The 20,100-nt window shown below is 54.8% G+C and carries 18 protein-coding genes and 2 tRNA genes; 14 read left to right on the plus strand and 6 right to left on the minus strand.

Features of this window, described 5'->3' with window-relative positions:
- Positions 1 to 10: 10 nt before the first annotated feature.
- Positions 11 to 87 (plus strand) — tRNA-Asp (locus BJ887_RS00980).
- A 53-nt stretch (positions 88 to 140) separates the two neighbouring features.
- Positions 141 to 216, plus strand: a tRNA-Trp gene (locus tag BJ887_RS00985).
- A gap of 98 nt (positions 217 to 314) precedes the next feature.
- Here BJ887_RS00985 and hdfR read toward each other — a convergent pair.
- Positions 315 to 1,136, minus strand: a complete 822-nt coding sequence (gene hdfR, locus BJ887_RS00990; protein ID WP_014172169.1) for an HTH-type transcriptional regulator HdfR — start codon at positions 1,134 to 1,136, stop codon at positions 315 to 317.
- Positions 1,137 to 1,254: 118 nt separating this feature from the next.
- On the opposite strand from hdfR, the gene BJ887_RS00995 reads away from it, so the two are divergent.
- Complete coding sequence (locus tag BJ887_RS00995; protein WP_014172168.1) at positions 1,255 to 1,593, plus strand: DUF413 domain-containing protein; 339 nt, start codon at positions 1,255 to 1,257, stop codon at positions 1,591 to 1,593.
- 27 nt (positions 1,594 to 1,620) lie between these two features.
- Here the strand turns inward: BJ887_RS00995 and BJ887_RS01000 are convergent, their stop codons facing one another.
- Complete coding sequence (locus BJ887_RS01000; protein WP_121339078.1) at positions 1,621 to 3,141, minus strand: YifB family Mg chelatase-like AAA ATPase; 1,521 nt, start codon at positions 3,139 to 3,141, stop codon at positions 1,621 to 1,623.
- A 339-nt stretch (positions 3,142 to 3,480) separates the two neighbouring features.
- Here BJ887_RS01000 and ilvL point away from each other — a divergent pair, with 339 nt between their 5' ends.
- From ilvL to ilvA, 7 genes are all read left to right on the plus strand, one after another.
- The gene (ilvL, locus tag BJ887_RS01005) at positions 3,481 to 3,579 is read left to right on the plus strand and encodes an ilv operon leader peptide (RefSeq protein WP_001311244.1); all 99 of its coding nucleotides are present in this window, start codon (positions 3,481 to 3,483) and stop codon (positions 3,577 to 3,579) included.
- A gap of 86 nt (positions 3,580 to 3,665) precedes the next feature.
- Entirely contained in the window at positions 3,666 to 3,716 is a 51-nt protein-coding gene (gene ilvX / locus BJ887_RS01010) for a peptide IlvX (protein WP_102046757.1), read from the plus strand.
- A gap of 2 nt (positions 3,717 to 3,718) precedes the next feature.
- Positions 3,719 to 5,365, plus strand: coding sequence for an acetolactate synthase 2 catalytic subunit (ilvG, locus tag BJ887_RS01015; protein ID WP_025202771.1), 1,647 nt, complete (start codon positions 3,719 to 3,721; stop codon positions 5,363 to 5,365).
- Entirely contained in the window at positions 5,362 to 5,625 is a 264-nt protein-coding gene (gene ilvM, locus BJ887_RS01020) for an acetolactate synthase 2 small subunit (protein ID WP_014172166.1), read from the plus strand. The genes ilvG and ilvM overlap by 4 nt, the downstream gene beginning before the upstream one ends.
- An 18-nt stretch (positions 5,626 to 5,643) precedes the next feature.
- A complete protein-coding gene (ilvE, locus tag BJ887_RS01025; protein ID WP_121339080.1) occupies positions 5,644 to 6,573 on the plus strand; it encodes a branched-chain-amino-acid transaminase in 930 nt (309 codons plus the stop codon).
- Positions 6,574 to 6,633: 60 nt separating this feature from the next.
- Positions 6,634 to 8,484, plus strand: coding sequence for a dihydroxy-acid dehydratase (gene ilvD, locus BJ887_RS01030; RefSeq protein ID WP_014172164.1), 1,851 nt, complete (start codon positions 6,634 to 6,636; stop codon positions 8,482 to 8,484).
- Positions 8,485 to 8,486: 2 nt separating this feature from the next.
- Positions 8,487 to 10,031 (plus strand): threonine ammonia-lyase, biosynthetic, encoded by a 1,545-nt coding sequence (gene ilvA / locus BJ887_RS01035; protein WP_121339101.1) that lies wholly within the window; start codon positions 8,487 to 8,489, stop codon positions 10,029 to 10,031.
- On the opposite strand, the gene ilvY is transcribed toward ilvA, so the two are convergent.
- Positions 10,028 to 10,918, minus strand: a complete 891-nt coding sequence (ilvY, locus tag BJ887_RS01040) for an HTH-type transcriptional activator IlvY (protein WP_020882896.1) — start codon at positions 10,916 to 10,918, stop codon at positions 10,028 to 10,030. The two genes, ilvA and ilvY, sit on opposite strands and share 4 nt — an antisense overlap.
- A gap of 153 nt (positions 10,919 to 11,071) precedes the next feature.
- Between ilvY and ilvC the strand changes: the two genes are divergently transcribed.
- Positions 11,072 to 12,547, plus strand: a complete 1,476-nt coding sequence (gene ilvC / locus BJ887_RS01045) for a ketol-acid reductoisomerase (protein WP_014172161.1) — start codon at positions 11,072 to 11,074, stop codon at positions 12,545 to 12,547.
- Positions 12,548 to 12,615: 68 nt separating this feature from the next.
- On the opposite strand, the gene ppiC is transcribed toward ilvC, so the two are convergent.
- Complete coding sequence (gene ppiC, locus BJ887_RS01050) at positions 12,616 to 12,897, minus strand: peptidylprolyl isomerase PpiC (RefSeq protein ID WP_008501570.1); 282 nt, start codon at positions 12,895 to 12,897, stop codon at positions 12,616 to 12,618.
- 85 nt (positions 12,898 to 12,982) lie between these two features.
- On the opposite strand from ppiC, the gene rep reads away from it, so the two are divergent.
- Complete coding sequence (gene rep / locus BJ887_RS01055; protein WP_014172160.1) at positions 12,983 to 15,007, plus strand: DNA helicase Rep; 2,025 nt, start codon at positions 12,983 to 12,985, stop codon at positions 15,005 to 15,007.
- A 48-nt stretch (positions 15,008 to 15,055) separates the two neighbouring features.
- Here the strand turns inward: rep and gppA are convergent, their stop codons facing one another.
- Entirely contained in the window at positions 15,056 to 16,540 is a 1,485-nt protein-coding gene (gene gppA / locus BJ887_RS01060; RefSeq protein WP_121339082.1) for a guanosine-5'-triphosphate,3'-diphosphate diphosphatase, read from the minus strand.
- A gap of 6 nt (positions 16,541 to 16,546) precedes the next feature.
- The gene (gene rhlB, locus BJ887_RS01065) at positions 16,547 to 17,812 is read right to left on the minus strand and encodes an ATP-dependent RNA helicase RhlB (protein ID WP_014172158.1); all 1,266 of its coding nucleotides are present in this window, start codon (positions 17,810 to 17,812) and stop codon (positions 16,547 to 16,549) included.
- A 144-nt stretch (positions 17,813 to 17,956) separates the two neighbouring features.
- Here rhlB and trxA point away from each other — a divergent pair, with 144 nt between their 5' ends.
- Both trxA and rho read left to right on the plus strand, forming a co-directional pair.
- Positions 17,957 to 18,286: a thioredoxin TrxA gene (gene trxA, locus BJ887_RS01070; protein WP_004386384.1), complete on the plus strand. Its 330-nt coding sequence runs from the start codon at positions 17,957 to 17,959 to the stop codon at positions 18,284 to 18,286.
- A 341-nt stretch (positions 18,287 to 18,627) separates the two neighbouring features.
- Complete coding sequence (rho, locus tag BJ887_RS01075; RefSeq protein WP_008501566.1) at positions 18,628 to 19,887, plus strand: transcription termination factor Rho; 1,260 nt, start codon at positions 18,628 to 18,630, stop codon at positions 19,885 to 19,887.
- Positions 19,888 to 20,100: the final 213 nt, after the last annotated feature.

A 20,100-nucleotide genomic window follows, 5' to 3' on the forward strand; every position in this document is an offset into this window, starting at 1 on the left:
AGTCTTCGGTGGAGCGGTAGTTCAGTCGGTTAGAATACCTGCCTGTCACGCAGGGGGTCGCGGGTTCGAGTCCCGTCCGTTCCGCCACTTATTAAGACATTAAGCCTGCCTACCCGGCAGGCTTAATGGCAAAAGACTTTAGGGGCGTAGCTCAGTTGGTAGAGCACCGGTCTCCAAAACCGGGTGTCGCGAGTTCGAGTCTCTCCGCCCCTGCCATATATAATCCTTTGCTTCGGCAAAGGATTTTTTTTTGCCTGAAAGACGCCGAGTCCCCTTTTCAGACGTTGCAGCCAGCATTTCTGCTGGCGCATGCATCAATCCATGATGTTGATTTTCAGAAGATCTTTTATCTGCGATTGCTTATCGCTGTTCTGGAGCCAGATGGCATACAGCGGTCTGGAAAGCGTGGTGGAGTCCACAACGGTATGCAACCCGGGTTTCGTGTCTGCCCAGCGAACAGGTAACCAGGTGCACCCCTTCAGCAAGGAGAGCTGCTGACAGGCGATCTCCGCAGAGCTGGTTGTTAACTGTGGCACATCATCCGGAGCAATCAATCCCGCCTCGTGTTGCTGGAAATCCGGCCCCCACTCCAGACGCAGATAGGTCAGGTCGGCTTTCATCATTGAAGGCTCGGAGGCATAAAGCGCAAGGCCAAACTGGCCAACAATCTGGCTGCTAAATTCGTCCATTTTGGGGGCTTCGGTCGTGATCAGAAGATCCAGCTGGCGTTCGTGCAGTTGCTTAACGAGCGACTGACGTTGCGCAATCCGCGCTTCAAATTGCAAATGGTTGTGGGAAGGGTAGAGCCGGGTAAGCCACTGACTGAGCATACATTCCCACAACGATGCGCTGGCCCCAATGGAGAACTCGTTATGCCTCGAGGTGTGCGCAACCTCTTTACGTGCCGCCTGCCAGGTGTTCATCAGGGTCTCTGCATACGGCAGCAGTTTTTCACCGGCTGGCGTGAGGCGTATGTTGTTGCGATGGCGGGTAAAAAGGTTCACACCCAGTTGATTTTCCAGCTGTCGAATACGAAAACTGACCGCTGACTGCGTCAGGTAAAGGGCTTCCGCTGCTCGCCCAAAGTGGCGCGTTCTGCTCACTTCCAGGAAAGTTTTTAGCAATTCCGTATCCACATCTTTCTCCGCAAAATAATTTGTCGTTATGATTTAAATGTTTTGTTTTACACTCTGTCAAGCGTAACTAATACTCCGCGCCATAAATAGCTCGGCCAAAGAATTAGGAGCGTGTAGGATGGCGGAAAGCTTTACGACGACTAATCGTTTTTTCGACAATAAAAATTATCCACGCGGGTTCTCTCGTCACGGCGATTTCACCATCAAAGAGGCGCAGATGCTTGAGCGTCATGGTTATGCCTTTAACGAGCTGGATCTGGGTAAACGTGAGCCTGCAACTGAAGACGAAAAACAGTTTGTCGCAGTCTGCCGTGGCGAGCGTGAGCCACAGTCTGAAGCAGAACGTGTATGGATCAAGTATATGGCACGCATTAAGCGTCCAAAGCGTTTCCATACGCTGTCTGGCGGTAAGCCGCAGATGGAAGGTGCTGAAGACTACACTGAGTCTGACGACTAACAAGAAAAGGGGCTGTGGCCCCTTTTTTTATGCCAGTAACTTTTGCAGGTGCAGGAGCAAGCGATCGATCGCACGATAACTTAACGCTTCCTGCAGATGCCGCCTCTCAATGTCAGGGCACTTTTCCACATCGGCGATGGTGCGGGCGACTTTTATAAGACGCTGCCATGCGCGAATGGAAAGTCCAAAGCGCGTCAACGTATCCTCCAGCCAGCATGAATCTTCAGTCTTAAGAGGACAAAACTGCCGAATCTCAGCGTTATCCAGACGGGCATTCAGCTTATGTTGACGCATATACTGCCGGGCCTGCGCGGCGATAACCCGCTCGCGAACCTCCACCGTACTCTCTCCTCTGGCGCTGCTCTGGTTGAGCAGGCCGGGAGGAGGCAAGGGGATTTCCAGCGACAAATCGAAACGATCCAGGAAAGGACCAGATAACTTCCCCAGGTAGCGCAGCGTCTGTTCAGGCGTGGAGCGATTGTGGTTTCCCTGATAATGGCCCGATGGGCTGGGGTTCATTGCCGCTACCAGCTGGAACCGCGCGGGATAGCTTATTTTGGCGCGTGTACGGGAGATGTGGATCTCACCCGATTCGATGGGCTCCCTCAGCGCATCCAGAACGCGGCGTTCAAATTCAGGCAGTTCATCCAGAAACAGGATGCCGTTGTGCGCCAGAGAGATCTCTCCCGGCCCTGGTATGGTGCCACCGCCGACCATGGCCGCCAGTGAGGCACTGTGGTGTGGAGAGCGAAACGGGCGACGTCGCCACTGTTTTTGCAATGACACTGAACTCACCAGACTAAATATCGCCGCGCTTTCCAGCGCTTCATGGTTATTAAGTGGAGGCAGTAAACCATTCAACCTGCTCGCCAGCATCGTTTTTCCTGTACCCGGTGGGCCAATCAGCAACAGGTTATGTCCGCCAGCAGCGGTGATCTCCAGCGCCCGCTTCCCCTGCTCCTGACCGTAAATATCGCTCAGATCGTCCGGGCTTTCTGCCAGGGGATCGCCTGATTCTTCCGGCTCTGACAGCACATGTTGCCCCTCAAGATACGCGCACACTTCCTGTAAATGCCCGGCTAGCAGACATCCTCTCTCGGCTATCAGGCTCACTTCTGCACCATTTTCATTGGCAACAATGATTTGTCGACCTGCGCGAATGGCCTCCAGCGCACCCGAGATGGCACCAGGAACGCCCCTCAGCGCGCCTGTGAGCGCCAGTTCACCGATGAACTCATATGCGCCTAGTCTGCTGCTGTTAAGCTGCTCAGAGGCGGCGAGGAGCGCTATAGCGATAGGTAAATCATATCGCCCTCCCTCTTTAGGCAAGTCTGCAGGCGCAAGGTTGATGGTGATTTTCTTTGCCGGAAAGGTATAACCGCTATTAATAATCGCACTGCGCACCCGATCTCTGGCTTCCTTTACCGTGGTCTCCGGCAATCCAACCAGCGTCAGCCCGGGCAGCCCGTTGCTGAGATGAACTTCTACCGAAATAAGCGGTGCTTTTACGCCAATGGCCGCTCGGGTATAAACAACTGACAGTGACATAAGCACCTCCTCAGGAGATGACTATGCCTGTGACCGATATGCATGTTTAGCAGCATTTAGCGGATTTACGCATCCTCTTCCGAGTTTTTAACGTCAAGATGTAACCTTTTCTTTTCTGCGGAACCCTGCTCGCAAAAAAATGTACAGGCGACATACCGCTCTGTCCGTGCTGAAAAAATGAAAAATATTCACTATCTAATTTCTTTATATAAAACAATGCGTTCATAAAATATGATTCGCAGGCTAACGAAAGCAGCCATAAATAAATCTTGTGTTTGATTTAAAAACTGTGATACCTCTTTAGGTATTCCTTCGAACAAGATGCAAAAAGAACTGAAAATGACAGCCCTTCTACGAGTGATTAGCCTGGTCGTGATTAGCGTGGTGGTGATTATTATCCCACCGTGCGGGGCTGCACTTGGACGAGGAAAGGCTTAGAAATCAAGCCTTAACGAACTAAGACCCCCGCACCGAAAGGTCCGGGGGTTTTTTTATGACTAAAAAACTTACATGAGGAGCAGAGAATGACTAATAGCACAAAATTCTGTTTCTCCCGATTTATGACGGGGAACTAACTATGAATGGTGCACAGTGGGTAGTACATGCGTTGCGCGCACAGGGAGTCGACACTGTCTTCGGTTATCCGGGGGGCGCAATAATGCCGATTTACGATGCATTGTATGACGGCGGCGTGGAACACCTCTTGTGCCGACACGAGCAGGGCGCAGCGATGGCCGCCATTGGCTATGCACGTGCCACCGGTAAAACCGGTGTCTGCATGGCAACCTCAGGGCCGGGCGCCACAAACCTGATCACCGGCCTGGCGGATGCACTGCTTGATTCCGTTCCCGTTGTCGCCATCACCGGTCAGGTGGCCTCGCCCCTCATTGGTACTGATGCCTTCCAGGAAGTGGACGTGCTCGGCTTGTCACTGGCCTGCACCAAACACAGCTTCCTCGTTCAGTCTCTGGAAGAGCTGCCGCGTGTGATGGCAGAGGCGTTTGAGGTGGCAAACTCTGGTCGCCCTGGACCGGTTCTGGTTGATATCCCGAAAGATATCCAGGTTGCTCTGGGCGATCTGGAACCGCACTTCTCCACCGTTGAAAGCGACGATGCATTCCCGCACGCCGCGGTGGAAGAGGCGCGGCAGATGATTGCCCACGCTAAACAACCGATGTTGTACGTAGGGGGTGGGGTTGGTATGGCACAGGCCGTTCCCGCCCTGCGCGAATTCATCGCGGTTACGCAAATGCCCGCCACCTGTACGTTGAAAGGTCTTGGCGCGGTAGATGCTGACTATCCTTACTATCTGGGCATGCTGGGGATGCACGGTACCAAAGCGGCGAACCTGGCCGTGCAGGCGTGTGACTTGCTGATCGCCGTAGGTGCCCGTTTTGATGATCGTGTCACCGGCAAGCTGAATACCTTCGCCCCGAATGCTAACGTGATCCACATGGATATCGACCCGGCGGAGATGAACAAACTGCGTCAGGCGCATGTGGCCCTGCAGGGCAATCTCAACGCGTTATTACCGGCTTTACAGCAGCCTCTGAAAATCGACGCATGGCGTCAGCACACTGCCGATATGCGCGTTGAACATACCTGGCGTTACGACCATCCTGGTGACGCCATCTATGCGCCACTGCTGTTAAAGCAATTGTCCGACCGTAAACCGGCAGACTGTGTGGTCACGACGGATGTAGGCCAACACCAGATGTGGTCAGCGCAGCACATGACTTACACGCGCCCGGAAAACTTCATTACCTCCAGCGGCTTAGGGACGATGGGCTTCGGTCTCCCTGCCGCGGTAGGGGCGCAGGTTGCCCGCCCAAACGATACGGTTATCTGTATCTCCGGTGACGGCTCTTTCATGATGAACGTTCAGGAGCTGGGCACCGTTAAGCGCAAGCAGTTACCGTTGAAAATCGTCTTGCTCGATAACCAGCGTTTAGGAATGGTTCGTCAGTGGCAACAGCTGTTTTTCCAGGAACGCTACAGTGAGACTACCCTGACGGATAACCCTGATTTCCTCATGCTGGCCAGCGCCTTTGGTATCCCTGGCCAGCACATCACCCGTAAAGACCAGGTTGAAGCGGCACTCGACACCATGCTGTCAAGCGAAGGGCCGTACCTGCTTCATGTCTCAATCGACGAGCTTGAGAATGTCTGGCCGTTGGTACCGCCAGGTGCCAGTAACTCACAAATGCTGGAGAAATTATCATGATGCAACATCAGGTCGCCGTGCAGGCTCGCTTCAATCCAGAGACATTAGAACGCGTTTTGCGTGTAGTACGTCACCGTGGCTTTCAGATTTGCTCTATGAATATGGAGACGGCCACTGATGCTCAAAATATCAGTATCGAATTAACCGTTGCCAGCCCGCGGTCGGTCGACTTACTGTTTAGTCAGTTAACAAAACTGGTAGACGTTGCACATGTTGCCATCTGCCAGAGCACAACCACATCACAACAGATCCGTGCTTAAGCGCGACAGGAAGAGAAAATGACGACAAAAAAAGCTGATTACATTTGGTTCAATGGTGAGATGGTTCGCTGGGAGGACGCGAAAGTCCACGTTATGTCCCACGCGCTGCATTACGGTACCTCTGTCTTCGAAGGCATCCGTTGCTACGACTCACACAAAGGGCCAGTGGTGTTCCGTCATCGCGAACACATGCAGCGTCTGCATGACTCAGCCAAAATTTATCGTTTCCCGGTTTCTCAGAGCGTGGATGAGCTGATGGAAGCCTGCCGCGACGTGATTCGTAAGAACAACCTCACCAGTGCCTATATTCGTCCGCTGGTGTTTGTAGGTGATGTGGGCATGGGCGTGAACCCGCCAGCCGGTTATACCACCGATGTGATCATTGCTGCGTTCCCGTGGGGTGCTTATCTGGGGGCTGAAGCTCTGGAGCAGGGGATCGACGCAATGGTTTCTTCCTGGAACCGCGTGGCACCAAACACGATCCCGACGGCGGCAAAAGCGGGCGGTAACTACCTCTCCTCACTGCTGGTCGGTAGCGAAGCGCGCCGTCACGGTTATCAGGAAGGTATCGCGCTGGACGTGAATGGCTATATCTCTGAAGGTGCAGGTGAAAACCTGTTCGAAGTGAAAGACGGCATTCTGTTTACGCCGCCATTTACCTCTTCCGCTCTGCCGGGCATTACCCGTGACGCCATCATCAAGCTGGCAAAAGAGTTGGGTATCGAAGTCCGTGAGCAGGTCCTGTCCCGCGAATCCCTGTACCTGGCCGATGAAGTGTTCATGTCCGGTACCGCGGCGGAAATTACGCCGGTTCGTAGCGTAGACGGTATTCAGGTTGGTGCTGGCCGCTGTGGTCCGGTCACCAAACGTATTCAGCAAGCCTTCTTTGGCCTCTTCACCGGTGAAACGGAAGATAAATACGGCTGGCTGGATCAGGTTAATCAATAAGCATAAATATGGGACGGCACGCACCGTCCCATTCAATAGTCAGACGGGAGTAAATAAAGCATGCCTAAGTATCGTTCCGCCACCACCACTCATGGCCGTAATATGGCAGGTGCCCGCGCACTGTGGCGCGCCACCGGGATGACCGACGCCGATTTCGGTAAGCCTATTATCGCCGTGGTGAACTCCTTCACCCAGTTTGTGCCGGGCCACGTGCACCTGCGCGATCTCGGCAAACTCGTTGCCGAGCAAATCGAAGCCTCCGGCGGTGTGGCGAAAGAGTTCAACACCATTGCGGTGGATGACGGTATCGCGATGGGTCACGGGGGTATGCTCTATTCACTGCCGTCGCGTGAGCTGATCGCCGACTCGGTGGAGTATATGGTGAACGCCCACTGCGCGGATGCCATGGTTTGTATCTCCAACTGCGACAAAATTACCCCGGGGATGCTGATGGCTTCCCTGCGTCTGAACATTCCGGTGATCTTCGTCTCCGGCGGTCCAATGGAAGCGGGTAAAACCAAGCTTTCCGATAAAATCATCAAGCTCGACCTGGTCGATGCGATGATTCAGGGCGCGGATCCAAAAGTTTCTGATGAGCAAAGCGATCAGGTTGAACGTTCTGCGTGTCCAACCTGTGGCTCCTGCTCAGGTATGTTCACCGCGAACTCCATGAACTGTCTGACCGAAGCGCTGGGTCTGTCTCAGCCGGGCAACGGCTCGCTGCTGGCGACCCACGCCGACCGTAAACAGCTGTTCCTCAATGCCGGTAAACGCATCGTTGAGCTGACCAAACGCTACTACGAGCAAGATGATGAAAGCGCGCTGCCGCGTAATATCGCCAGCAAAGCCGCGTTTGAAAATGCCATGACGCTGGATATCGCCATGGGCGGTTCCACTAACACCGTTCTCCACTTGCTGGCCGCCGCGCAGGAAGCTGAAATCGACTTCACCATGAGCGATATCGACAAGCTGTCCCGCAAAGTACCGCAGCTCTGTAAAGTTGCGCCGAGTACCCAGAAATACCACATGGAAGATGTCCACCGTGCGGGTGGCGTACTGGGTATTCTCGGTGAACTGGATCGCGCCGGGCTGCTGAACCGCAACGTCAAAAACGTGCTCGGCCTGACGCTGCCGGAGTCGCTGGACAAATACGACGTCATGCTCACGAAAGACGATGCGGTGAAAAAGATGTTCCGCGCCGGCCCGGCAGGTATTCGTACCACCCAGGCCTTCTCACAGGATTGCCGCTGGGACACGCTGGATGACGATCGTGCAGAAGGCTGTATTCGCTCACTGGAACATGCCTACAGCAAGGACGGCGGTCTGGCCGTGCTCTACGGTAACTTTGCAGAAAACGGCTGTATTGTAAAAACCGCAGGCGTGGATGACAGCATTCTCAAATTCACCGGCCCGGCAAAAGTATACGAAAGCCAGGACGACGCGGTAGAGGCTATTCTCGGTGGCAAAGTGGTGGAAGGCGACGTGGTTGTCATTCGCTACGAAGGGCCGAAAGGCGGGCCGGGTATGCAGGAGATGCTCTATCCCACCACCTTCCTGAAATCCATGGGCCTCGGTAAAGCCTGTGCGCTGATCACCGACGGACGTTTTTCTGGCGGTACGTCTGGTCTCTCTATTGGCCACGTGTCACCGGAAGCGGCAAGCGGCGGCAACATCGCGATTATTGAAGATGGCGATCTGATCGAAATTGATATCCCGAATCGCGGTATTCAGTTGAAACTGAGCGACCAGGACATTGCGGCGCGTCGTGAAGCCCAGGAAGCTCGCGGTGACAAAGCCTGGACGCCAAAAGATCGCCAGCGCGACGTCTCCTTCGCCCTGCGAGCCTATGCGAGCCTTGCCACCAGTGCAGATAAAGGCGCGGTGCGCGACAAATCGAAACTTGGGGGCTAATGATGGCCGAGTCGCAACCGTTATCCGCCGCCCCTGAGGGGGCGGAATACCTCAGGGCGGTGCTACGTGCACCGGTCTATGAAGCCGTGCAGGTTACGCCGCTGCAGAAAATGGAGAAACTCTCCTCGCGCCTCGACAACGTGATTCTGGTGAAACGCGAAGACCGCCAGCCGGTACACAGCTTCAAGCTGCGTGGCGCCTACGCGATGATGGCCGGGTTGACCGACGAGCAAAAAGCGCGGGGGGTAATTACCGCCTCTGCGGGCAACCACGCGCAGGGCGTCGCGTTCTCCTCAGCGCGCCTGGGGCTGAAAGCGCTGATTGTTATGCCGGTTGCTACTGCCGATATCAAAGTGGATGCCGTACGCGGTTTCGGCGGTGAAGTGTTGCTCCACGGCGCAAACTTTGACGAAGCCAAAGCCAAAGCGATAGAGCTGGCGCAGCAACAGGGGTTTACCTGGGTGCCGCCGTTCGATCATCCGATGGTCATTGCCGGACAGGGGACGCTGGCGCTTGAGCTGCTGCAGCAGGATGCGCATCTCGACCGCGTCTTCGTGCCGGTTGGCGGTGGCGGCCTCGCGGCGGGCGTAGCGGTGCTGATCAAACAGCTGATGCCGCAAATCAAAGTGATTGCCGTTGAGGCGGAAGACTCGGCCTGTCTGAAAGCGGCGCTGGATGCCGGTCATCCGGTGGACTTACCACGCGTCGGGCTGTTTGCTGAAGGCGTGGCGGTTAAACGCATTGGCGATGAAACCTTCCGTCTTTGCCAGGAGTATCTTGACGATATTATCACCGTCGACAGCGACGCCATCTGCGCCGCAATGAAAGATCTGTTCGAAGATGTGCGTGCGGTAGCGGAACCTTCCGGCGCGCTGGCGCTGGCGGGGATGAAGAAATACATCGCGCAGCACAACATCCGCGGCGAGCGTCTGGCACATGTCCTTTCTGGTGCCAACGTGAACTTCCACGGTCTGCGCTATGTTTCCGAACGCTGCGAGCTGGGTGAGCAACGCGAAGCGCTGCTGGCGGTTACCATCGCGGAAGAGAAGGGCAGCTTCCTGAAGTTTTGTCAGCTGCTGGGCGGCCGTTCAGTCACGGAGTTTAACTACCGTTTTGCCGACGCCCGAGATGCCTGCATTTTTGTCGGCGTACGGTTAAGCCGTGGTCTGGAAGAGCGTAAAGAGATCCTCCACCTGCTCCACGAAGGTGGCTACAGCGTCGTGGATCTCTCCGACGATGAGATGGCGAAGCTGCACGTGCGATACATGGTGGGCGGGCGTCCATCGAAGCCGCTGCAGGAACGTCTCTACAGCTTCGAGTTCCCGGAGTCACCGGGCGCGTTGCTCAAGTTCCTGCATACGCTGGGCACGCACTGGAACATCTCTCTGTTCCACTACCGCAGCCACGGTACCGATTATGGACGCGTGCTGGCCGCCTTCGAACTGGGCGAGCACGAGCCTGATTTCGAAACGCGGCTGAACGAGCTGGGCTATGAGTGTCACGATGAAACCCATAACCCGGCGTTCAGGTTCTTCCTGGCGGGCTAGTGGTTAGGCAGTATCTGCCAGAAGGCATCAATAAGCGGCTCCTGCAGCCGCTTTTTTTGTGCGCACACGCCAAGCTCAAACGGCGTTTTTTCGTCGCTGCGCTCCAGAATCATCACGCGATTACGCACCGGTTCCGGGCTGTTCTCCAGGACCACTTCCGGCAGCAGTGCTACGCCGCAGCCCAGCGCCACCATTGACACCATCGCCTCATGCCCGCCAACCGTCGCGTAAATCGACGGGTTGCTGATCTTCTGGCGACGAAACCAGAGCTCAATACGTCGGCGCACCGGCCCCTGATCGGCCATGATAAAAGGCACCGTGGACCAGTCCGGTTTTTCCACCGACACCTGATTACGCACCGGGCAGGGTAACGCGGGGGCAATCAACACGACCGCCAGGTTCTCTAGCATTGAGAACGCGACAGCGCCCGGCAGGGTTTCGGGTTTCCCGGCAATGGCAAGATCCGCCTCGCCTGTCACCACTTTTTCCATTGCATCGGCGGCATCACCGGTGGTGAGTTTAATTTCCACCGACGGTTGTTCTGCGCGAAAGCGGTCAAGAATCGGCGGCAGATGGCTATAGGCCGCGGTCACGGAGCAGAAAATATGCAGCTCGCCGGACAGCGATGGCCCTTTCTGGTCAATGGTGTGTCGCAGCTGTTGATACTGCAGCAGCGTTTGTTGGGCAAATACCCGTAACTCCTCACCGGCTTCCGTCAGGGTGACGGTGCGGTTGTCGCGTACAAACAGGGGCTGACCGAGGTCTTCCTCAAGGCGCTGGATCTGGCGCGAAAGCGTGGAGGGACTGACGTGCATCGCCCGGGCGCTGCGCCCAAAGTGACGGCTTTCCGCCAGATGCAGGAACATTTTCAGATCGCGTAAATCCACTGATTTCACTCCCCCTTTTTACATTGCAAATATTGCAACGTGACGTTGTGAATATATCAATTTCCGCAATAAATTTCCTGTCATATAGTAAGTTCATTCTCGCAAAAGCGAACCGAACAATAAGCACAACAACACAACATCACGGAGTCCATTATGGCTAACTACTTTAATACACTGAATTTGCGCCAGCAGCTGGCGCAGCTGGGCAAATGCCGCTTTATGGCGCGCGACGAATTTGCCGATGGCGCGAGCTACCTTCAGGGTAAAAAAGTGGTCATCGTCGGCTGCGGCGCCCAGGGTCTGAACCAGGGCCTGAACATGCGTGACTCCGGTCTGGATATCTCCTACGCCCTGCGTAAAGAAGCGATTGCTGAGAAGCGTGCGTCCTGGCGCAAAGCGACCGAAAACGGTTTTAAAGTTGGTACCTACGAAGAGCTGATCCCCCAGGCAGACCTGGTGGTTAACCTGACGCCAGACAAACAGCACTCTGACGTTGTGCGTTCCGTGCAGCCGCTGATGAAAGACGGTGCGGCGTTGGGTTACTCCCACGGCTTTAACATCGTTGAAGTGGGCGAGCAGATCCGTAAAGACATCACCGTTGTGATGGTGGCACCGAAGTGCCCGGGTACAGAAGTACGTGAAGAGTACAAACGTGGCTTCGGCGTGCCAACGCTTATCGCCGTTCACCCGGAAAACGATCCGAAAGGTGAAGGTATGGCGATCGCCAAAGCATGGGCTGCAGCAACGGGTGGCCACCGTGCGGGCGTTCTGGAATCGTCTTTCGTCGCGGAAGTAAAATCTGACCTGATGGGTGAGCAAACCATCCTGTGCGGTATGCTGCAGGCGGGCTCTCTGCTGTGCTTCGACAAGCTGGTGGAAGAGGGGACAGACCCGGCATACGCAGAAAAACTGATTCAGTTCGGCTGGGAAACGATCACCGAAGCGCTGAAGCAGGGCGGTATCACGCTGATGATGGACCGTCTGTCCAACCCGGCGAAACTGCGTGCTTACGCGCTGTCTGAACAGCTGAAAACGATCATGGCACCGCTGTTCCAGAAACATATGGACGACATTATCTCCGGCGAGTTCTCTTCCGGCATGATGGCGGACTGGGCTAACGACGATAAGAAACTGCTGACCTGGCGTGAAGAGACCGGTAAAACCGCTTTTGAAACCGCCCCACAGTTTGAAGGTAAAATCGGCGAGCAGGAGTACTTCGATAAAGGCGTTCTGATGATTGCGATGGTGAAAGCTGGCGTTGAGCTGGCGTTCGAAACCATGGTGGATTCCGGCATCATCGAAGAGTCTGCCTACTATGAATCACTGCACGAGCTGCCGCTGATTGCGAACACCATCGCCCGTAAGCGTCTGTACGAAATGAACGTGGTTATCTCTGATACCGCCGAGTACGGTAACTACCTGTTCTCTTACGCTTGCGTACCGCTGCTGAAAGAGTTCATGACGACTCTGCAGCCGGGCGACCTGGGCAAAGCGATTGCGGAAGGTGCAGTGGATAACGCGCAGCTGCGTGATGTAAACGAAGCCATTCGCGGCCATGAAATCGAGAAAGTGGGCCAGAAACTGCGTGGCTACATGACCGATATGAAACGTATCGCGGTAGCAGGTTAATACCCGGGCGGGCTGATGCCCTGACCTGACTAAACGTACAAGGCCTTCTCTGAGAGAAGGCCTTGCTGTTATTTGCGGTACAGAACCTTAATAACATGGTAGCCAAACTGCGTGTGCAGTGGGCCTGTGGGTTCCAGCACCGGGCAGGAAAAGACCACTTTATCGAACGCCGGAACCATTTGACCCTGACGGAATTCACCTAAATCACCGCCGCGTTTACCTGACGGACAAATAGAGTGTTTCTTCGCCAGCTTGCCGAAGTCGGCGCCGTTTTTGATCTGCTCGAGAAGATCCAGAGCCAGTTTTTCTTCTTTTACAAGGATATGCAGTGCTGCCGCGGTTTTTGCCATGATCGTGCCTTGAGTGGTATGGATTAGGCTCGCTATACTACCACGCTGTTATTCTCCCCTCCTGACTTTCATTGAGTGATCATTTATGCGTTTAAACCCCGGACAACAACAAGCCGTCGAATTTGTCACTGGACCCTGTCTGGTGCTGGCGGGCGCGGGATCCGGCAAAACGCGCGTCATCACCAATAAGATTGCCCACCTGATCCGCGGCTGCGGGTATCAGGCTCGCCACATCGCGGCGGTGACGTTCACCAACAAAGCAGCGCGCGAGATGAAAGAGCGTGTCGGCCAGACGCTGGGGCGTAAAGAGGCGCGCGGTCTGATGATTTCCACCTTCCATACGCTGGGGCTGGATATCATCAAACGTGAATACGCCGCGTTGGGGATGAAATCCAACTTCTCACTGTTCGACGATACCGACCAGGTGGCCCTGCTCAAGGAGCTCACCGAGGGGCTGATCGAAGATGATAAGGTTCTGCTGCAGCAGCTGATCTCAACGATCTCCAACTGGAAAAACGATCTGATGACCCCGGCCCAGGCCGCGGCGATCGCCAAAGGCGAGCGGGATCGGATCTTCGCCCACTGCTACGGTCTGTACGATGCGCATATGAAAGCCTGTAACGTGCTGGATTTCGACGACCTGATCCTGCTTCCCACGCTACTGCTGCAGCGTAATGAAGAGGTGCGTGAGCGCTGGCAGAATAAAATCCGCTACCTGCTGGTGGATGAGTATCAGGACACCAATACCAGCCAGTATGAACTGGTGAAGCTGCTGGTGGGACAGCGCGCGCGTTTCACGGTGGTCGGAGATGACGATCAGTCCATTTACTCCTGGCGCGGTGCGCGTCCGCAAAACCTGGTCCTGCTGAGTAAAGATTTCCCGGCGCTGCAGGTGATCAAACTGGAGCAGAACTACCGTTCCTCCGGGCGTATCCTTAAAGCCGCGAACATCCTGATCGCCAACAACCCGCACGTGTTCGAAAAACGCCTGTTCTCCGAACTGGGTTACGGTACAGAGCTTAAAGTGCTCAGTGCCAACAATGAAGAGCACGAAGCGGAGCGGGTCACAGGCGAACTTATCGCCCACCACTTCGTCAATAAAACCGAATACAAAGATTACGCGATCCTCTATCGCGGCAACCACCAGTCACGCGTCTTTGAAAAGATGCTGATGCAAAACCGCATCCCGTACAAAATTTCGGGCGGAACCTCCTTCTTCTCGCGGCCCGAAATCAAAGATCTTCTGGCCTACCTGCGTGTGCTCACTAACCCGGATGATGACAGCGCGTTTCTGCGTATCGTGAATACCCCGAAACGGGAAATTGGCCCGGCGACGCTACAAAAGCTTGGCGAGTGGGCGATGACGCGTAATAAGAGTCTGTTTACTGCCAGCTTCGATATGGGGCTGAGTCAGACACTCACCGGACGCGGCTACGATTCATTAACCCGCTTTACCCACTGGCTTGGTGAAGTGCAGCGGCTGGCAGAGCGCGAACCTATCGCCGCCGTGCGCGACCTTATCCACGGTATCGACTACGAGTCCTGGCTGTATGAAACCTCCGCCAGTCCGAAAGCGGCCGAGATGCGCATGAAAAACGTTAACCAGCTGTTCAGCTGGATGACTGAAATGCTGGAAGGCTCGGAGATTGATGAACCGATGACCCTGACGCAGGTGGTTACCCGCTTTACCCTGCGCGATATGATGGAGCGCGGCGAGAGCGAAGAAGAGGCCGATCAGGTTCAGCTGATGACGCTGCATGCATCAAAAGGTCTGGAATTCCCGTATGTCTATCTGGTTGGCATGGAAGAGGGGTTACTGCCGCACCAGAGCAGCATTGATGAAGATAACGTCGATGAGGAGCGCCGTCTGGCCTATGTAGGCATCACGCGCGCTCAGAAAGAGCTGACCTTCACGCTGTGCAAAGAGCGTAGACAATATGGCGAACTGGTGCGCCCGGAGCCGAGCCGTTTCCTGCTGGAACTTCCGCAGGACGACCTCATCTGGGAGCAGGAGCGTAAAGTGATTACGGCTGAAGAGCGGATGCATAAGGGGCAGGCGAACGTCGCTAACATCCGCGCCATGCTGGCGAAAGCCAAAGAGAAGGGGTAGGTTGTTACACTCCCGGCAAGCGTAGCGCTACCGGGCATGTCCGCCCTGTTATTTCACCTCAAGCACCCAGTGTACGTAGCTTTGCCACTGACACTCCTGCTCGACCATCTCCGCCCCAAGCGGATGATTATCCAGCCAGTTTTCCGGCAACGTCAGCGAAAGTTTTTCGTCATCCGCCACCAGATTGAGTGCCGGCAGCAAATCATCGCGGCGGCGGCTGGCAAACAAAATAGCCAGACGCAGCAGGCGGCACATATGCTCGGCTACGCGCGGCGGCACGGCGTTTTGCTGATGCAAAGAGGAGAGGTCAACGGCATTGGTCTGGTTCAGCAGCAGCGTTGCCAGCAACTTTTTCTGCGCAGGGGTATAGCCGGGTAAATCGAGGTTACGCACCAGATAAGCGGCATGAGCCGGGGCCTGTTTAAAATCAATGCTCAGCCCGATTTCATGCAGTGCACAGGCACTTAGCAGCAGATCGCGACTCAAAGGGTCCAGATCCCAGGTGTTAGCCACATGATTGGCGAAGCGTGACGCCAGCTGTGCCACGCGGCCTGCCTGATCGATATCAACCAGGAAACGACGCTGCACGTTTCGCAGGGTACGGCTGCGAATGTCCTGATCGACCGACAGGTGCAACATCCCGTAGACCAGACCTTCACGCAGCGCGCCACCCGCCAGCGTCATACATTTGATGTTCAGTTCGGTGAAGATGGCGATCAGGATCGCGAGCCCGCTCGGGAATACCAGCGCGCGTTCAAGCGTCAGGCCTTCAATTTCCAGCTCTTCAAGACGCCCGCACTGAATGGCCCGCTGTTTAAGCTGCTGAAGCTTGGCAAGCGTGATCCGCTCATCCATGCCTTGCGCCATCATAATTTCCTGCAATGCCTGCACGGTACCGGAGGCCCCCACGCAGACTTTCCAGCCGTGGTAGCGCAGTTCGTCCATCACCGGGCGTAACACCTCGCGTGCGGCAGTTTCCGCCTCGTCGAAGTTTTCCTGACCCAGATTGCGGTCAGTAAAGTAGCGCTCAAGCCAGGTTACGCAACCCATCGACAGGCTGAATAGCGACGTTGCCTGCGCACCGGTGCCGGTCACGAGTTCGGTACTGGCGCCCCCGATATCCACAACCAGACGACGATCGTCGCCCCCTGTGGTGTGCGCAACGCCCTGATAAATCAGGCGCGCTTCTTCTTCACCGCTGATAACCTGCACCGGACAACCGAGAATTTCCTGCGCTTTGGCAATAAAATCCACGGCGTTAACCGCCAGGCGGAGTGTCGCTGTGGCGACGACGGTGATTTGGGAATGCGGGATATCCTGCAGACGCTCTGCAAAGAGTCGCAGGCACTGCCAGCCACGTTCCATGGCTTCAGGAGAGAGGTGATTATCGCTGCTCAGGCCCGCCGCGAGGCGGACCTTGCGCTTAATGCGCGTCAGCGTTTGTATGCTTCCCGCCACCTCGCGCACAACCAGCATATGAAAACTATTCGAACCGAGATCAATTGCCGCATAAAGCGAGGTGGAGCTGAGCATAATTTTTTAACCTGAGCGACGACGATTACGCGGCGCGCCAGATCGACGCGGGCCATTGCCGGAGCGGGCGCGGGTAAGGCGCTTAGCCGGCGGCAGTTCGCTTAATAGCGCATCCGGGTTGTACTTACTCACCGGAATAGAATGGCCGATGTACGTCTCAATCGCCGGCAGGTTCAGCGCATACTCTTCACACGCGAGGCTGATAGAGTGGCCGCTTGCACCCGCACGACCGGTACGACCGATACGGTGTACATAGTCTTCGCAGTCATCCGGCAGGTCATAGTTAAAGACGTGCGTAACGGCTGGAATGTGCAGGCCGCGCGCTGCGACGTCGGTGGCGACCAGAATATCGAGATCGCCACGGGTGAATTCTTCAAGAATACGCAGGCGTTTTTTCTGCGCAACATCGCCCGTCAGCAGGCCAACACGGTGACCGTCTGCAGCCAGATGGCCCCAGATATCTTCACAGCGGTGCTTGGTGTTCGCGAAGATAATGGCGCGGTCTGGCCACTCTTCTTCGATCAGCGTTTGCAGAAGACGCATTTTCTCTTCATTGGAAGGATAGAAGAGTTCTTCTTTGATGCGGTGGCCGGTTTTCTGCTCGGGTTCCACTTCCACATATTCGGCGTTGTTCATCTGCTCGAATGCCAGTTCGCGTACGCGATACGACAGGGTCGCAGAGAACAGCATGTTGAGGCGCTGATTCGCGGGTGGCATGCGGCGGAACAGCCAGCGGATATCTTTAATGAAGCCCAGATCGTACATACGATCAGCTTCATCCAGCACCACAACCTGGATGGCACCAAGGTTAATGTGGTTCTGTTTTGCGTAGTCGATAAGACGGCCGGTGGTACCGATCAGGATATCCACACCGCTTTCCAGCACTTTCAGCTGCTTATCGTAACCATCGCCGCCATAAGCCAGGCCGATTTTCAGGCCCGTAGCCTGCATCAGGGGTTCAGCGTCTGCGTGGATCTGTACCGCCAGTTCTCGCGTCGGGGCCATAATTAGCGCGCGCGGCTGGTTAACTTTGCGGTCTGCAATCGCTGGATGAGAAAGTAAATAATGAAACGTTGACGTTAAAAACGCCATCGTTTTGCCAGTACCGGTTTGCGCCTGCCCTGCTACGTCACGTCCCGCCAGCGTCAGCGGCAGGGCGAGAGCCTGAATGGGCGTGCAGTTATGAAACCCTTTATTTTCAAGGGCTTCGATCACTTTTGGGTGCAGGGCGAAGTCGGAAAACTTCTGTTCTGTTAAATGTGTTTTGCTCATAGTGTGGTAGAATATCAGCTTACTATTGCTTTACGAAAGCGTATCCGGTGAAATAAAGTCAACCTTTAGTTGGTTAATGCGACATCAACACGTCGTTGATGAGGGCGAAACCAACGCACCAGGCTTATTCCTGTGGAGTTATATATGAGCGATAAAATTATTCACCTGACTGACGACAGTTTTGACACGGACGTACTTAAGGCTGACGGGCTGACACTCGTCGATTTCTGGGCTGAATGGTGTGGTCCTTGCAAAATGATCGCCCCGATTCTGGATGAGATCGCTGACGAATATCAGGGCAAACTGACCGTTGCCAAGCTGAACATCGACCAGAACCCGGGCACCGCACCAAAATACGGTATCCGTGGCATTCCGACCCTGCTGCTGTTCAAAAACGGCGAAGTGGCAGCGACCAAAGTGGGCGCACTGTCCAAAGGTCAACTGAAAGAGTTCCTCGACGCTAACCTGGCGTAAGGTTTCTTTGCTGCGCGTCCAGAGCGCCTAAATTATGTGGAACTCTGGACGCCCGGCTGAAGTCGTGCTAAGTTAGCTATGACTTCGTTTTAAACATATCTTGTTGTTTGAATCTTGTTTTACCCGATACTTCCCGTTGTTGACACAAACAGTGCGTGAAGTTGCTAAATTCCGGGCTTGTCACTCAATCCGTCTTGTCGTTTCAGTTCTGCGTTTTTTCCCTGTGACCAGACAGCGAACAGACATGAGTTGATGGCCGCTAAACAGGCATGGATGACCCTGCCATACCATTCACAACATTAAGTTCGAGTATCACCCCGAGTTTAAGAACCCACACCATTATGAATCTTACCGAATTAAAGAATACGCCGGTTTCTGAGCTGATCACTCTCGGCGAAAATATGGGGCTGGAAAACCAGGCTCGTATGCGCAAGCAGGACATCATTTTCGCCATCCTGAAGCAGCACGCTAAGAGTGGCGAAGATATCTTTGGCGACGGTGTGCTGGAGATATTGCAAGACGGATTTGGTTTCCTCCGCTCTGCAGACAGCTCCTACCTCGCCGGCCCTGACGACATCTACGTATCCCCTAGCCAAATCCGCCGTTTCAACCTCCGCACTGGTGACACCATTTCAGGTAAGATTCGTCCTCCAAAAGAGGGTGAACGCTACTTTGCGCTGTTGAAAGTGAATGAAGTTAACTTCGACAAACCGGAAAACTCCCGTAATAAGATCCTGTTTGAGAACTTAACGCCGCTGCACGCGAACTCTCGCCTGCGCATGGAGCGTGGTAACGGCTCAACTGAAGATTTAACCGCTCGCGTCCTGGATCTGGCATCGCCAATCGGTCGTGGCCAGCGTGGTCTGATCGTCGCACCGCCAAAAGCGGGTAAAACCATGCTGCTGCAGAATATCGCGCAGAGCATCGCTTATAACCACCCAGACTGCGTACTGATGGTACTGCTGATTGACGAACGTCCGGAAGAAGTGACCGAGATGCAGCGTCTGGTTAAAGGTGAAGTGGTTGCTTCTACCTTTGACGAACCCGCATCTCGCCACGTTCAGGTTGCGGAAATGGTTATCGAGAAGGCGAAACGCCTGGTTGAACACAAGAAAGACGTGATCATCCTGCTCGACTCCATCACCCGTCTGGCGCGTGCCTACAACACCGTCGTTCCGGCTTCCGGTAAAGTGCTGACGGGGGGTGTGGACGCTAACGCCCTGCATCGTCCAAAACGCTTCTTCGGTGCGGCACGTAACGTGGAAGAGGGCGGCAGCCTGACCATCATCGCTACGGCGCTGATCGATACGGGTTCCAAAATGGACGAAGTTATTTACGAAGAGTTTAAAGGTACAGGTAACATGGAACTGCACCTCTCTCGTAAAATTGCTGAGAAACGCGTCTTCCCGGCTATCGACTATAACCGTTCCGGTACCCGTAAAGAAGAGCTGCTCACCACCCAGGAAGAGCTGCAGAAAATGTGGATCCTGCGCAAAATCATCCATCCAATGGGTGAAATCGACGCAATGGAGTTCCTCATTAACAAACTGGCGATGACCAAAACTAACGACGATTTCTTCGATATGATGAAACGCTCGTAACGCAAATAAAGCCAGCAAGCGCCACGTTTTTACGTGGCGTTTTTCTTTTATGGCTTATACGCTATTAATGCAGACTCCCATTTCAGACCAGTCAGTGCGACAATAAGACTGTTTGTGCAGTTAACGAAATAATTGATTGAAAAATATACAAAGGGAGTTGTAAGAAGCCTTCTTTATTACTTCTGAGGCAGGGGCTTCATGGTTATACTTCCG

It is taken from the genome of Enterobacter sp. WPR_3_1 (assembly GCF_003635055.1).
Taxonomy (GTDB): domain Bacteria; phylum Pseudomonadota; class Gammaproteobacteria; order Enterobacterales; family Enterobacteriaceae; genus Enterobacter; species Enterobacter ludwigii.

What these genes read in the sequence shown, in the direction of transcription:
- BJ887_RS00995 (WP_014172168.1), top strand. Translation starts at nt 1,255, where the DNA reads ATGGCGGAAAGCTTTACGACGACTAATCGTTTTTTCGACAATAAAAAT.
- BJ887_RS01000 (WP_121339078.1), bottom strand. Translation starts at nt 3,141, where the DNA reads ATGTCACTGTCAGTTGTTTATACCCGAGCGGCCATTGGCGTAAAAGCA.
- ilvL (WP_001311244.1), top strand. Translation starts at nt 3,481, where the DNA reads ATGACAGCCCTTCTACGAGTGATTAGCCTGGTCGTGATTAGCGTGGTG.
- ilvG (WP_025202771.1), top strand. Translation starts at nt 3,719, where the DNA reads ATGAATGGTGCACAGTGGGTAGTACATGCGTTGCGCGCACAGGGAGTC.
- ilvM (WP_014172166.1), top strand. Translation starts at nt 5,362, where the DNA reads ATGATGCAACATCAGGTCGCCGTGCAGGCTCGCTTCAATCCAGAGACA.
- ilvE (WP_121339080.1), top strand. Translation starts at nt 5,644, where the DNA reads ATGACGACAAAAAAAGCTGATTACATTTGGTTCAATGGTGAGATGGTT.
- ilvD (WP_014172164.1), top strand. Translation starts at nt 6,634, where the DNA reads ATGCCTAAGTATCGTTCCGCCACCACCACTCATGGCCGTAATATGGCA.
- ilvA (WP_121339101.1), top strand. Translation starts at nt 8,487, where the DNA reads ATGGCCGAGTCGCAACCGTTATCCGCCGCCCCTGAGGGGGCGGAATAC.
- ilvC (WP_014172161.1), top strand. Translation starts at nt 11,072, where the DNA reads ATGGCTAACTACTTTAATACACTGAATTTGCGCCAGCAGCTGGCGCAG.
- ppiC (WP_008501570.1), bottom strand. Translation starts at nt 12,897, where the DNA reads ATGGCAAAAACCGCGGCAGCACTGCATATCCTTGTAAAAGAAGAAAAA.
- rep (WP_014172160.1), top strand. Translation starts at nt 12,983, where the DNA reads ATGCGTTTAAACCCCGGACAACAACAAGCCGTCGAATTTGTCACTGGA.
- gppA (WP_121339082.1), bottom strand. Translation starts at nt 16,540, where the DNA reads ATGCTCAGCTCCACCTCGCTTTATGCGGCAATTGATCTCGGTTCGAAT.
- rhlB (WP_014172158.1), bottom strand. Translation starts at nt 17,812, where the DNA reads ATGAGCAAAACACATTTAACAGAACAGAAGTTTTCCGACTTCGCCCTG.
- trxA (WP_004386384.1), top strand. Translation starts at nt 17,957, where the DNA reads ATGAGCGATAAAATTATTCACCTGACTGACGACAGTTTTGACACGGAC.
- rho (WP_008501566.1), top strand. Translation starts at nt 18,628, where the DNA reads ATGAATCTTACCGAATTAAAGAATACGCCGGTTTCTGAGCTGATCACT.